At 70.3% G+C, this 12999-nt stretch carries 14 protein-coding genes; 3 read left to right on the forward strand and 11 right to left on the reverse strand.

Features of this window, described 5'->3' with window-relative positions; translation table 11 throughout:
- Window positions 1-20: 20 nt before the first annotated feature.
- The 9 genes from DEA06_RS13200 to efeU form a co-directional block, all read right to left on the reverse strand.
- Entirely contained in the window at window positions 21-224 is a 204-nt protein-coding gene (locus tag DEA06_RS13200) for a cold-shock protein (protein WP_116648472.1), read from the reverse strand.
- A 31-nt stretch (window positions 225-255) separates the two neighbouring features.
- On the reverse strand, window positions 256-576 hold the full coding sequence (locus tag DEA06_RS13205) for a hypothetical protein (protein WP_116648473.1): 321 nt from the start codon (window positions 574-576) through the stop codon (window positions 256-258).
- 190 nt (window positions 577-766) lie between these two features.
- Complete coding sequence (locus DEA06_RS13210) at window positions 767-2044, reverse strand: NAD(P)/FAD-dependent oxidoreductase (protein WP_116648474.1); 1278 nt, start codon at window positions 2042-2044, stop codon at window positions 767-769.
- 62 nt (window positions 2045-2106) lie between these two features.
- On the reverse strand, window positions 2107-3186 hold the full coding sequence (locus DEA06_RS13215) for a DNA polymerase IV (RefSeq protein ID WP_205781282.1): 1080 nt from the start codon (window positions 3184-3186) through the stop codon (window positions 2107-2109).
- A gap of 93 nt (window positions 3187-3279) precedes the next feature.
- On the reverse strand, window positions 3280-3834 hold the full coding sequence (gene msrA, locus DEA06_RS13220) for a peptide-methionine (S)-S-oxide reductase MsrA (RefSeq protein WP_116648475.1): 555 nt from the start codon (window positions 3832-3834) through the stop codon (window positions 3280-3282).
- Window positions 3831-4307, reverse strand: coding sequence for a peptide-methionine (R)-S-oxide reductase MsrB (msrB, locus tag DEA06_RS13225; RefSeq protein WP_116648476.1), 477 nt, complete (start codon window positions 4305-4307; stop codon window positions 3831-3833). The genes msrA and msrB overlap by 4 nt, the downstream gene beginning before the upstream one ends.
- 374 nt (window positions 4308-4681) lie before the next feature.
- The gene (gene efeB / locus DEA06_RS13230; protein WP_116648477.1) at window positions 4682-5986 is read right to left on the reverse strand and encodes an iron uptake transporter deferrochelatase/peroxidase subunit; all 1305 of its coding nucleotides are present in this window, start codon (window positions 5984-5986) and stop codon (window positions 4682-4684) included.
- A 1-nt stretch (window position 5987) separates the two neighbouring features.
- Window positions 5988-7217, reverse strand: coding sequence for an iron uptake system protein EfeO (gene efeO, locus DEA06_RS13235; protein ID WP_116648478.1), 1230 nt, complete (start codon window positions 7215-7217; stop codon window positions 5988-5990).
- Window positions 7214-8206, reverse strand: coding sequence for an iron uptake transporter permease EfeU (gene efeU, locus DEA06_RS13240; protein WP_116648479.1), 993 nt, complete (start codon window positions 8204-8206; stop codon window positions 7214-7216). The genes efeO and efeU overlap by 4 nt, the downstream gene beginning before the upstream one ends.
- A gap of 263 nt (window positions 8207-8469) precedes the next feature.
- Between efeU and DEA06_RS13245 the strand changes: the two genes are divergently transcribed.
- From DEA06_RS13245 to DEA06_RS13255, 3 genes are read left to right on the forward strand one after another with little or no spacing between them, the layout of a single operon-like run.
- Window positions 8470-9291 carry an SDR family NAD(P)-dependent oxidoreductase gene (locus tag DEA06_RS13245; protein ID WP_240606947.1) on the forward strand — a complete coding sequence of 274 codons (822 nt, stop codon included), beginning with the start codon at window positions 8470-8472 and terminating at the stop codon, window positions 9289-9291.
- Window positions 9292-9296: 5 nt separating this feature from the next.
- Window positions 9297-9452: a DUF2256 domain-containing protein gene (locus DEA06_RS16945; RefSeq protein ID WP_116648481.1), complete on the forward strand. Its 156-nt coding sequence runs from the start codon at window positions 9297-9299 to the stop codon at window positions 9450-9452.
- On the forward strand, window positions 9449-10894 hold the full coding sequence (locus tag DEA06_RS13255) for a cryptochrome/photolyase family protein (RefSeq protein ID WP_116648482.1): 1446 nt from the start codon (window positions 9449-9451) through the stop codon (window positions 10892-10894). Before DEA06_RS16945 ends, DEA06_RS13255 begins: the two co-directional genes overlap by 4 nt.
- A 39-nt stretch (window positions 10895-10933) precedes the next feature.
- Here DEA06_RS13255 and DEA06_RS13260 read toward each other — a convergent pair whose 3' ends face one another.
- On the reverse strand, window positions 10934-11635 hold the full coding sequence (locus DEA06_RS13260) for a response regulator (RefSeq protein WP_116648483.1): 702 nt from the start codon (window positions 11633-11635) through the stop codon (window positions 10934-10936).
- The gene (locus tag DEA06_RS13265) at window positions 11632-12885 is read right to left on the reverse strand and encodes an ATP-binding protein (protein WP_116648484.1); all 1254 of its coding nucleotides are present in this window, start codon (window positions 12883-12885) and stop codon (window positions 11632-11634) included. Before DEA06_RS13265 ends, DEA06_RS13260 begins: the two co-directional genes overlap by 4 nt.
- Between the last annotated feature and the right edge of the window lie 114 nt (window positions 12886-12999).

The following is a 12999-nucleotide window of genomic DNA, read 5'->3' on the forward strand; positions in this document are numbered from 1 at the left end:
GCTGCCCGGCCGGAGAAGTCTCAGAGGGGGCGAATGTTCGCAGCCTGCATACCCTTGGGTCCGCGCTCAGCGTCGAACTCCACCTTCTGGTTCTCCTGGAGCTCCTTGAAGCCGCTGCCGGCGATCGCGCTGAAGTGCGCGAACAGGTCGGCGGAGCCGTCATCGGGAGCGATGAAGCCGAAGCCCTTTTCGGAGTTGAACCATTTCACGGTGCCAGTGGCCATCGTGTTCTTCCTTTTTCTTTTCGGGCCGCAATCAGCGACCGTGTGTGCCGCTTCGACGTGTGCGGAGCGGACGGATGAGGCGCAACGAACGCGACCGGCGCGGGGTGACCCGGCGGGTGGCGATCGTTCCGCGAGCTTCTTCGACCGTGGTCTGCGCGAGAACGGCAGACGCATGGCGACCGAGGTCTTCACCGACGGGGCCGTGCGCGTCGTAGCCATCGGTGACGGTGGCGACGAACCCGGCGTACTCGCCGGCATCGGTGGCGACGAGGATGTCGGCCCCGGCCTGGCGCCAGTGGACGGATGAAGAGGAGGAGCGGGGTGTGAAGGGAGGTACGGTGACGAGCGTCAAAACAAGCTTTCAGCAGGGCGGAGGAGGCAACACGATGGTGCTCTCACTGCGCAAAATCTAGGGGTTATATGAGCCGTCTCAGACGGGGAAGAACGTCGGGGTTGCTGTTCTCTACATTGAGGCAGAGGGTTTCGACGCGGGGCCCCGGATCGGGACACCAGCAACGCTACCACGCTCTTCGACCGCACGGCTAGGGGCGGTCGTCGATCGCCCCCTCGCGATCGGCGGCGACGATCGCGCGCGCGATCCGCTCTCCCGAGGCGAGGGCACCCTGGATCGACGCGGTGGCGCGGTGGTCTCCCGCCACGTAGACGGCCTCGGCGACACGGGCGTGCGGCGTCGCCCGCAACGGAGCGGCCTGCACGGGGAGGGCGTGGGGAATGTCGTCGCGTCGCAGCAGGTGCCACGACCCCGCATCCGTCTGCCAGATCTCGCCGAGCTGGCGGCGCACCTCAGATTCGGTCGCCTCGTCGACGCCGCCGGAGCGCAGCAGACACGTCGCCTGCACGAGGTGGCGTCCGCTCGGTGCGTACGACGCAACGGTGTTCGACATCACCGCGGTGTTCACGATCGGACCGCGCCCGCGGGCGTCGACGCTGATCATGGCGGATGCTGCGGGAGCGGTGTCGGTCGCGAACCACCACGTCTGCAGTCCGCGCGTCGCCGGGCGAGGCAGATCGACGAGGTCCGAGACCGCGTCGGGTCCGACCGCCACGACGACGATCGCGGCGGAGATCGCGTCACCGCCGTCGACGTCGACCTCCACACCGCCCGGGGTCGACCGGAGACGCGATACCCGCTGACCGAGTCTGATGCCGACCCCTTCGGCGGTTGCGGTGAGCGCGAGCTGCGCGGGGAGCGCGCCGATTCCGCGCTCCGGGAGCCCCGGGTGTCCGAGGACGAACATGCGCACCAGCAGACGGACGAACGCGTCGGAGGTGCTCTGCGCATCATCGGCGAGCACCCCGGCGAGAAACGGCGCGAGCACCGCGGTGCGGAGCGTGCCGAACAGTCCCGCCCGATCCCACCCCTCGCGAAGCGTCCGGTCGGGCGCGGCCATCATCGTGCGGGGGCCCAGCAGTGCCGGTGCCATCCAGCGGGCGAGGGCGACAGCATCCGCCCCGCTGATCAGGCCGCTCCGGAGGGTCTCGGGAATGCTCGCGGGGTGCCGCAACGGGTGGGCGATCTCGGCGACGGTGCGCTCGCGGCGCACGCGCACACCGACCGGGAAGCGCTGCAGGCGGAGGGCGGCGATGTCGACCCCGCGCTGCATCGCCGGGTAGGCGGGGTTCAGCACGTGGAACCCGCGGTCGAGAAGGAAGCCGTCGACCTCGTCGGTGCGCTGGCGCCCACCCACCGCGTCGCCGGCCTCGAGCACGACCGCGTCGCGACCGGCTCGAGCGAGGTCTGTCGCGCAACGCAGACCCGCAAGGCCCGCGCCGATCACGATCACATCATGCGTGTGCATGCCGCGAGCCTAGGCGGCCCGCTCGGTTCGCGCCCAGGGCTTGCCGGTCGGCTCGAAAGGCCTCACCAGCCGCCGCGCGTCGGCGTGTGGCCCTCTCTCGCGTCGTCGGGCATGGCCATCTCGGCGCGGACACCGAGCAGACGCACCGCGCGATCCGGGTCGATCTTCGTCACGAGCGCCATCGCCTCGGCGACCACGGACTCGCGGTCGTTCGTCGCCGCCACGCGACGCGTGAAGGTCTTCGTCACGAAGGGTGCGTAGCGCACCTTCAGGCCGAGGCCCACGACGGGGCGTTGCTCGGCGACAACGTCATCGAGCACCTGGTCGAGCATGGCGCGCACCGCGTTCTCGATGTCGGCACGGTCGACGAGATCGACCTGGAACGTCGTCTCGCGGCTGTGACCGCGGGCCACCCACGGGGTGTCGTCGACCGTGGTGGCCCCGTCTCCTCGACCGAGCTGCCGGTACCAGAGCCCCATCTTCGGTCCGAACTCGGCGGTCAGCACGTCCGTGTCGACGTCGGCCAGCTGCGAGACGGTGACGATGCCGTGGGCGGCGAGCCGGCGCGAGACCTTCGAGCCCACACCCCAGAGCTCCTTGGTCGGAAGGTCGCCCATCACCGACGACCAGTTCTCGGCCGTCAGTCGGAAGACGCCGCGCGGTTTTCCGAAGCCGGTCGCGATCTTCGCTCTGACGAGGGTGTCGCCGATCCCGACGCTGCAGTGCAGCAGGGTGCGTTCGAGGACGGCGGCCTGGATCGCTCGTGCGTAGGCCTCCGGATCGGCGGTCTCGATCCCGACGAACGCTTCGTCCCACCCCAGCACCTGCACGGTGGCATCCGGCTGTGCACGCAGCGTCGCCATGACTCTCTCTGATGCGGCGGTGTAGGCGGGAGCGTCGACGGGGAGCAGCACGGCGTCGGGCGCCTTCCGCGCGGCGATCCGCAGCGGCATCCCCGAACCGACGCCGAATGCACGCGCTTCGTACGACGCCGTCGACACGACGGCGCGCTCCGCGGGGTCGCCCCGCCCGCCCACGATCACGGGCTTCCCGGCGAGCTCGGGTCGCCGCAGCACCTCGACGGCGGCGATGAACTGGTCGAGGTCGACGTGCAGCACCCAGGATGCGGCGTCACCACTCATGAGCCCAGTGTGCTCCGCACCGACGACTTCCGCAGTCCGCAGACAACGAGAGCCGCGACCCGGCGGGGATCGCGGCTCTCGTTCGAGCGAGGTTTACGCCGAAGCCTCGGCGCGCTTCGGCAGCACCCAGCCGGGGCGCACGAAGTGGCACGTGTAGCCGTGCGGGATGCGGATGAGGTAGTCCTGATGCTCGGGCTCGGCCTCCCAGAACGGGCCCTCGGGCTCGATAGTGGTGACGGCCTTGTTCGGCCAGAGCCCGGATGCGTCGACGTCGGCGATGGTGTCGCGCGCGACCTGATCCTGCTCGGGGGAGAGCGGGAAGATCGCCGAGCGGTAGCTCGTGCCGACGTCGTTGCCCTGACGGTTCAGGGTCGACGGATCGTGGATCTGGAAGAAGAACGCCAGGATGTCGCGATACGTGGTCTTCGTGGGGTCGAAGACGATCTCCACCGCCTCGGCATGGCCATCGTGGTTGCGGTATGTGGCGTGGTCGTTCGTGCCGCCGGTGTATCCGACGCGCGTGTCGAGCACTCCGGGCTGGCGGCGGATGAGATCCTCGACGCCCCAGAAGCATCCGCCGGCGAGAACCGCCGTCTCGGTGCCGGGCGTTCGGGTGATGGCTCCGGTGTCGCTGGGTCCGCTGGTCATGATGCGATCTCTCCTTCATTGTCGCTGAGCGTGTCGAAGTGTGTCAGGTAGGCGCCGTAGCCCTGCGCCTCGAGCTCGGCAACGGGCACGAACCGCAGTGCGGCCGAGTTCATGCAGTAGCGCAATCCTCCCGCATCGCGGGGGCCGTCGTCGAAAAGGTGGCCGAGGTGACTGTCGGCGCCGGCCGATCTCACCTCGGTGCGCTTCATCCAGAGGGAGCGGTCGGTCTTCTCGGTCACGACGGACGGATCGATGGGCTGGGTGAAGCTCGGCCATCCCGATCCGCTGTCGAACTTGTCGGTCGACGAGAAGAGCGGCTGACCCGAGACCACATCGACGTAGATGCCGGCTTCGTGATTGTCCCAGTACCGGTTGCGGAACGCGGGCTCGGTGGCGTCCTCCTGCGTGACGCGGTACTCGTTCGGGGTGAGGCGGCTCAGCGCCTCGGGAGTCTTTCGGTAGTCGGTGCTCACGGTTTCCTCCTCGGATCGCACCGCTGGCTGCGGCGTCACTCAAGAGAACGGCGGCCACCCCGGTTTTGGTCCCTCGAACCTGGGAGCGGGGTGTGAGTTCGCCAGGCCCGCGACGACGCAAGATGGTCGCATGGGCGACTCCGGCACGCGGCGAGCGGGCAGCATCCATCTGATCGGCGGCGGACGCGACGCAGGGCGTCTGGCACCGTTGTGCGCCGCATTCGTCGAAGACGCCGCGGAGTGGAGGCCGCCTGGTACGTGGCTCCGGGCGTCACCGTGCGGCGGGTGACGGTGCGGTTCGGGGCGCGTTTCTCGCCGTGGGGCGCGACATTCCGCGCCCCGAGCGGAGAAACCCGCCCCGAAACGGCGCAGCGTCAGGCGAAGAGGCCCGCGCCGACGTACGAACCCGGCGCGGCGCCCGGGGGCACGGCCCACAAGCCCGAACCCACGTGACGGATGTACTCGCGCATCGCGTCGGTCGACAGCGCTCGCTGCAGGGTGACGAACTGTTCGGGGCTGCGCTGGAACGACAGGAAGAACAACCCCGCGTCGAGCCTGCCGAGATCGGTGTTGCCGTCGACGAAGTTGTATCCGCGGCGGAGGATGCGGATGCCGCCGTTGTTGTCGGGGTGGGCGAGATGCACGTGACTGGTGCGGTCGATGCGAGGCGCGCCCGCCGCATCCGTCGCCGAGAAGTCGGGCTCGGTGAACTCGTCGCCTCCCGACAGGGGTGCTCCCCGTCCCTTGTCGCGGCCGACGATGCGGTCCTGTTCGCTCAGGCGCACGCGGTCCCACGTCTCGATGATCATCGCGATCTTGCGTGCGACGAGGTACGAGCCGCCCGCCATCCAGGCGGGTTCGTCGGCCGTTCCGACCCACACGTTCTCGTCGAGGGCGGCTGTGTCGTCGGCGAGGATGTTCGCCGTGCCGTCCTTGTAGCCGAAGAGGTTGCGCGGGGTCGCGGCCCCCGTGGTCGTGCGCGAGGTGCGGCCGTAGCCGAGCTGCGACCAGCGGATCCGCGCGCGTCCGAACGCGATGCGACTCAGGTTGCGGATCGCGTGCACGGCCACCTGGGGGTCGTCGGCGCACACCTGGATGCAGAGATCGCCGTCGGATGCTGCGGGGTCGAGGTCGTCGCCGAGGAACGGGGGCAGGCGCTCGAGCGCCGCGGGGCGCGCGCCGGCCAGTCCGTACCGGTCGTCGAACAGTGACGGACCGAAGCCGAACGTGATGGTGAGACCGTTCGCGGCGAGTCCCTGCGCCTCCCCGGTGTCGTCGGGTGGAGCCTCGGGGGAGCCCCCGACCGCTCCGGTCGCGCTGACCTCGAGCCCCTGCGACATCCGCGCCGAGGCGTAGCTCCAGTCCTGCAGGAGCGAGATGAGGTCGTCGCGGTCGGTGCGCGCCATCATGTCGAACGAGGCGAAGTGCAGGTGCTCCTGCACGGGGGTCGTGATCCCCGCCTGGTGCGCGCCGTAGAAGTCGTACGCCGTCGCCGCCGGGTCGACCGTGGCCGCCGCGGCCGCGGTGCGCTGCGCCACGACGCCGCCGCCGGCTCCCATCACGAGGCCCGCGGCGCCCGCCCCGAACGCCCACCCGAACAGCCCGCGTCGCGAGACGCCGGCTGCGTGGGCGGGGGTCGGGGCGTCGGTGCCCGTCGTCTCGTCGGATTCGGTGGTCACATCACTCCAGGACGGTCACGGTGAGCTGCGAGAGCGGCTCGGCCAGCGCGTTGATGAGGTCGGTGAACTCGCGCTTATCGGCCTCGGTGAGCTGGCCGTAGCCGACGAAACCGTCGGTGAGCGAACCGTGCGCTGCCAGCGAAGCCTCGAGGTCGGCGTAGCCGGCGTCGATCTCGTCGACGAGGGCGGCACCCTCGTCGCCCTTCGAGGCGGCGAAGTCGGAGACGAGCGAGAACGCCATCTTCGACCCCTCGACGTTCGCGGCGAAGTCGTAGAGGTCGGTTCCCGACCACCAGTCCTCCTCGCCGCTGATCTTGCCCGTCGCGACCTCGTCGAGCAGCGCGATCGCGCCGTTCGAGATGCCCGCGACGCCCTGCGCGTCGAGCGCCGTCTGGAAGTCGGCGGAGTGCACGTAGTCGTACAGCTCCTGCACGTCGGCGATCAGCTGGTCGCCGTACGAGGCGCGTTCCTCGGCCGTCGACGGCGCCCAGCCCTGCCAGGCGGGTGTCTCGCCGTCGGCGTTCAGGGCGTCCTGAGCCGGAACCCAGAGGTCCTTCTCGATGCGGTGGAACCCGGTCCAGTCCAGCCCCTCGGCGACCGCGTCGACCTCGCGGTAGTCGATGCGGGGGTCGAGGTCGCCCAGGGCTTCGGCGACGGGCTCGATGCGCTCGTAGAACGCGCGCACCTGCGGGAACTGCGCCTGCGCGGCCGCATCGTCGCCCGATTCGTAGGCGGCGACGAACGCCTCGACGGCGGGCACGAGCTGGCCGACCTGATCCTTCACGAACGCGGCATAGAGGTCGACGGCCTGCTGCTTCTGCTCGGCGTCGGGTCCGTCGATCGCGACGGCGTCGCCGCTGACGGCGAAGCCGGCCCGGCCGACCCCGTCGCCGATCATGCCGGGCTTGCAGAGCGTGTAGTAGTCGCCGGGCTGCGCGACGACGGTGAGCGTCCGCGACGCGCCCGGCGCGATGTTCTCGACCTCGCCCACGATGCGCAGGCCGTCGTCGGCGAGCAGGTAGAACTCCGTGACCTCGTCACCGCTGTTGGTGACGTCGAACGCGAGGGTTCCGCTCGTCGCGGTCGATCCCGACACTTCGCAACCGTCCGCGGTCGACGTGACGGTGAGGGCATCGGATGCGGCGACGTCGGCCTTCGCGACGCAGCCTGCCAAGACGATGGTCACGACCCCGAGGGCTGCCGCCGCTCCGACGAGACGAGAGGTGTTCATACTGCTCCTTGCTGTGTGGTGGACGCGCCGGCGGCGGGAAAGCCGGTGCCGTGGGAGGAGATCTCTGCGTCGCGGGCGGAGGTCGTCGACGCCGGGGGAGCCGACGTCGCTCGAGACGGACGCCCCATCGCGCCGCGGACGAAGAAGAAGCCGACCACGGCGATGTACACGAACCACGCGATGACCTGCAGCCACGTCATCCGCGGCATGAAGCCGATCGTGGCCTGGAGGATGGCGGCCAGCGGGCTGCCCGGCGGCACGGCGGCGGAGACGTCGAAGGCCCACCCGAAGGGGACGGCCGCCCACCCGGTCGCCACGGCGCCGGTCGCGGCGTCCAGGGGCGCGGCAGCGGTGAAGGGACCGGGAAGGGCGCCGGCCTCCTGCAGGTCGTGGATGGCGTAGGCGAGCACCCCGGCGGCGACGATCACGAGGAACGCGCCCGTCCAGGTGAAGAAGGCTCGCAGGTTCAGACGCAGCATCCCCCTGGCCACCGCCCACCCGAGCACGACCGCGCACGCGAGACCGAGGAGGGCCCCGAGGAGCGCATCGGGAGCGTTGCCGAACGACTGCACCATCGACCACAGCAGCAGAGTGGTCTCGATCCCCTCGCGGGCGACCGAGACGAAACCGATCGCGATCAGAGCCCAGACGCTGCCCGCGACGAGCGCGCGCTGAACCCCGCTCTCGAGATCGTTCTTCAGTGTGCGGGCGGTGCGCTGCATCCAGAAGATCATCCAGGTCACCATCGCGACCGCGACGAGGGAGAGGAGTCCGCCGATGAGCTCCTGCGCCTCGAACGTCAGCGAGTAGGCGCCGAAGGTGAGGATCGCGCCGATGCCGAGCGAGAGGGCCACGGCGAGCGCGACACCGGCCCACAGACGGGGGAGCGCGTCGCGGCGGCCTGATCTCGACAGGTAGGCGACGAGGATGCCGACGACGAGGGCCGCCTCGAGGCCTTCGCGCAGGCCGATGAGGAAGGTCGCGAACACGGGCAGACGTCCTTGCGTGGGGAGGGGGAAGGAGGTGCACCCACCGGGTCGACCTCATGAGGTTAGGCTTGCCTCACCGATCCGAAAGAGTACGCCCATCGAGGCCTTCCCGTCCACACGACGCATCGACGTCGAGCGACGTCGCCCCATCGAGCGCCGCGGATCGGCGAGGATCGCGGGGAGAAGGCGCGTCGCCGCGCAACCCCCGGGGAACGCGAAGATTGCGCGTTTACGCTGACCGCACCCGCAATCGAGGAGGACCCGTGCCGCGCACCATCGTCATCACCGGAGCAAGCGACGGCATCGGCGCCGCATCTGCCCGTCAGCTCACCGACGCCGGCGAGCAGGTCGTGGTCGTCGGGCGCAATCCCGAGAAGACGGCCAAAGTCGCCCGTCAGCTGGGGGTTCCCTCGCACGTCGCCGACTACAGCGATCTTTCCCAGGTGCGAGACCTGGCCGCCGTGCTCCTGGAGACCTACCCCCGCATCGACGTGCTGGCCAACAACGCCGGGGGCGTCTTCGGCGACCGTGCGGTGACGAAGGACGGCTACGAGCTGACCTTCCAGGTCAACCACCTGGGCGGTTTCCTGCTCACCAACCTGCTGCTCGAACGATTGATCGAGAGCCGGGCGTCGATCGTGCAGACCTCGAGCTTCGCCGCGCGGGGATTCTCCCGCTTCGACATCGACGACCTCCAGGGCGAGAACCGCTTCTCGGCGACGACCGCGTACGGCAACGGCAAGCTGGCGAACGTGCTGTTCACGAAGGAGATCAACCGTCGCTTCGGTGACGACGGGCTCAACGCCGTCGCGTTCCACCCCGGTGCGATCGCGAGCGGATTCGCCGCGGCATCGACGGGTCCGTGGCGGTTCATGTACACCAACCCGCTCGCGGCGCGCCTGCTCACCTCGACCGAGGTCGGCGGGGCCCGCCTGACGTGGCTCGCGCTCGGCAAACCCGGGGTCGACTGGGAACCGGGCCAGTTCTACTCGAACAACCGGCCGTCGAAGACGAGCCGCGTCGCCGACGACCCGCTCATCGCCCAGCGTCTGTGGGACGAGAGCGCCGAGATGGTCGGGCTGTAACCGCGATGGCCGCGACCCCGCGGCAGACGAAACCGTGCGCTCACTGCGGGCGCCCGTTCGCCGACCGCAAGCGGTGGGCCGGGCGCGAGCAGTGGGACGACGTGAAGTACTGCTCACGCGGATGCCGCGCCGCAGCCGCCCGTGAGAGGCGCCGGGCATGAAGGCGGCGCTCATCCTCGGCACGCAGCTGTTCGCGCAGCATCCGGCCTTCGACGATCCCGACATCGACGCGTTCTTCTTCGTGGAGTCGCCCGCACGGTTCGAGAAAATGCCGTACCACCAGCACAAGATCGTGCTGGTGCTCGCGGCGATGCGACACGCTGCTGCGCGACTCGAGGCCGACGGCCGCGCGGTCCACCGCGTCGAGCTCGCCGAGGGGCTGTCGTTCGCGGAGGGGGTCGAGCGGCTCGTAGGCGAGACCGGTGCCGAGGGGCTCGCGTGGATGAGCGCGACCGATCGTGGCGTCGACGAGCGCCTCGGCCGGCTGTGCGCCCGGCTCGGGCTGCGCACCCGCGTCTACCCCGACGACTTGTTCCTCACGCCCGCGGATCTCGTCGACGGATGGTTCGCCGAGCACCCCACCCCCGTCATGGAGGACTTCTACCGGTGGCAGCGTCGCCGCACCGGCGTTCTGATGGACGGGGAGAAGCCCGTGGGGCGTCGCTGGAACTTCGACGCCGACAATCGCGAACCCCTCCCCAAGGGCGGCCTGCCGATCCCCGCGCTGCCGACCCTCGAGCGCGACGCGATCCTCGAGCGCACGATCACCGAGGTCGCCGACCGGTTCGCGGGTCATCCCGGCGATGCGACGCAGTTCTGGCTGCCCGTGACCCCCGACGGGGCGCGTGGCTGGCTCGAGACGTTCGTCGCCGAGCGACTGCAGAATTTCGGCCGCTACGAAGACGCGATGGCGCACGACGAGGCGTTCCTGTTCCATTCCGTGGTCTCACCGATGCTCAACATCGGACTCGTCACGGTGCGGGAGGTGGTGGATGCGGCGCTCGCCGCCGTCGACGACGTGCCGCTGGCCTCGATCGAGGGGTTCGTGCGGCAGGTGGTGGGGTGGCGGGAGTACATGCGCGGGATGTACCGGGCTCACCCGGTGCTGGAGCGGACGAACTTCCTTGGCCAGGAGCGACGGCTCGAAGGCTGGTGGTACACGAACGAGGATGTCCCCGACGACCTGCCCGAACCTGTCCGCACGGTGCTCGGCCGGGTTCACCGGTGGGGATACGCCCACCACATCGAACGGCTCATGGTGCTCGGCAATTGGTTTCTGCTGCAGGGGTACGAGCCGCGCGAGGTCACGCGCTGGTTCTCGGCGCTCTTCGTCGACGCGTATGAGTGGGTCATGGTGCCGAACGTGATGGGCATGAGTCAGTACGCCGACGGAGGGCTCGTCGCGACCAAGCCCTACATCTCGGGCGGTGCCTATCTGCAGCGCATGGGCTCGTGGTGGTCGTCGGGCCGGGAGGCGAAGGAATCGGCCTTCACCGACGCGTACTGGCGCTTCCTCGACGATCACGAAGACCAGCTGACCGGAAACCACCGCCTCGCCCGGCCGCTCGCCCAGATGCGTTCGCGCCGCGAGGCCGCCGAGTAGTCCGGGCGTCGAGAGCGCGTGGCATCGGTTCCCGGGGAGTCACGCCACGCGGCGGTACAGAACCTCCGGGCGGCCGCGCGCGCCGAAGCGGTGCGAGACGGCGGCCTGACCGGTGTCTGCGAGATAGCCGAGGTAGCGGCGTACCGTCGCGCGAGAGGCGCCCGACGCGTCGGCGATCGCCTGCACGGTGGCGGGTGTCGTCGGGTGCAGCGCCGCGAGGATCGTCTGCAGCGTGGAGTCGGCGAGGCCCTTCGGCAGCGCGATCGGGGTCGATGGCACTGCGGGCGCGGCGCGCGGTTCGACGAGCCGGTCGATCTCGCCCTGGGCGAGCCCGATCGGCGTCTCGGCCGGGCGCATGCCGCGCTCGGCGCGATACTCGGTGAGCCGGGCGACGAACGCCTCCTTCGTGAACGGCTTCACGAGATACCCCACGACGTGGGCCGCCAGGGCCTGGCGCACGGTGAACCCGTCGCGCGCCGAGCTGATCACCATGACGTCCACACCCCACTCGCGCACCAACCGCAGCCGGTGCAGCACCTCGATGCCGCTGAAATCGGGCAGGTTCATGTCGAGCAGCACGAGATCGATGCTCGTGTCCGCAGCCAGCCGCGCCCCGTCTGTGCCGGTGCGGACGGCCGCGACGAGCTCGAACCCCTCGACGTCGCGCAGATACGCCGAATGCAGGCGCAGTACGGCCGGGTCGTCGTCGACGAGCAGCGTACGGATGCGGGTGCCGTTCACCGCACGAGCCCTCGGGCCGGGATCGGCATCTCGACCGTGAAGCGCGCCCCGCCCCACGGGGAGCGCCCGACCGTGACGGTGCCGCCGCGCCCGGCGACCGCGCGACGGACGAGGTCGAGCCCGACCCCGCGCGCGTTGGGTCCGCCCTTCGACGAGACGCCGCGCTCGAAGATGCGGTCTACCAGGTCGGCCGCGATGCCCGGGCCGTCATCGGCCACGTCGACGTGCACCCCGGTCGGGTCGGCGACGACGAGCACGCGAACGGTCTGCCCGCCCGCCTCGATCGCGTTGCGACAGAGGTTGCCGACCACGAGCAGGTCGGCGTCGTCGAGCAGCCCCGGCTCGACGGTCGTCAGCGGATCGACCTCCAGGCGCCCGCCGCGCGCGTGGAACTCGGACGCGAGGGCATCCAGCAGGGTGCGCAGGGCGGGGTCGCCGACGGCCGCGGCCGCGGCCGTGCCGGTCGTCAGCGGCACCAGCCGATCGACGTACTCGAGCGCGGCCTCCGCTTCGCCCTCGGCGACCAGGCCGCGGATCACGTGCAGACGGGTGCGGAACTCGTGCGTCTGGTCGCGCAGCGCCTCAGCGATCCGCCGCTGGGTCTCGGCATCGCGGGCGCGGTCTTCGAGACGGCGGATGCTGCGGCGCAGCACTCCGGTCAGCAGCGCGCTGACGAAGCATCCGATCACCACCGATCCGAGCACCCAGGGGAGGAGCCCTCCGACCGCGGCGCTCAGGTCGCTCGCGATGCTGCTCTCGAGGATGCCGACCGACGCCGCGCCCACGATCTCGTCGCCGTCGGAGACCGGCACCTTCGCGCGCAGCGTCGACCCGATCGTGCCCGTCTCGGTGCCCACGAAGGTCTCGCCGTCGAGCACGGCCGACGGGTCGGTCGAGACTCGCAGACCCCGCTGATCGGGGGTCGGGTGGGTGAGCCGGATGCCCGCCGCGTCGGTGATGACCACGTAGTCGACGCCCGAGGCCTCCTGCAGGATGTCGGCGAGCGGCTGCAGCTCGGCCATGGCCGAGGCGGTGTCGCCCTGCACGGCGGTACGCACCTGGTCGAGGTCGGCGAGGCTGCGCGAGACATCGAGCACGCGCTCGGTGGTGGCGACGCGGATGCTGCGGTCCTGCACCGCGAGGGCCACCAGAGTGGTGACGGCCACGCAGGCGAGCACGACCACGCACTGCATGACGAGGATCGCGAGCGTGCGGGTCTTCGTGCTCGCACCCGGCGTGTTCGAGGTCATCGTCGACTCCTCTGCGGCGTGAGCATCAATGAGCGCAAATCCAGCCGAACGCGACGCGACACCCACGCGATGCCAGTCTACTCGGGCGGTCTGCAGCAACGACGACGCAGACCC

The organism is Microbacterium sp. Gd 4-13 (assembly GCF_003095395.1).
Taxonomy (GTDB): Bacteria; Actinomycetota; Actinomycetes; order Actinomycetales; family Microbacteriaceae; genus Microbacterium.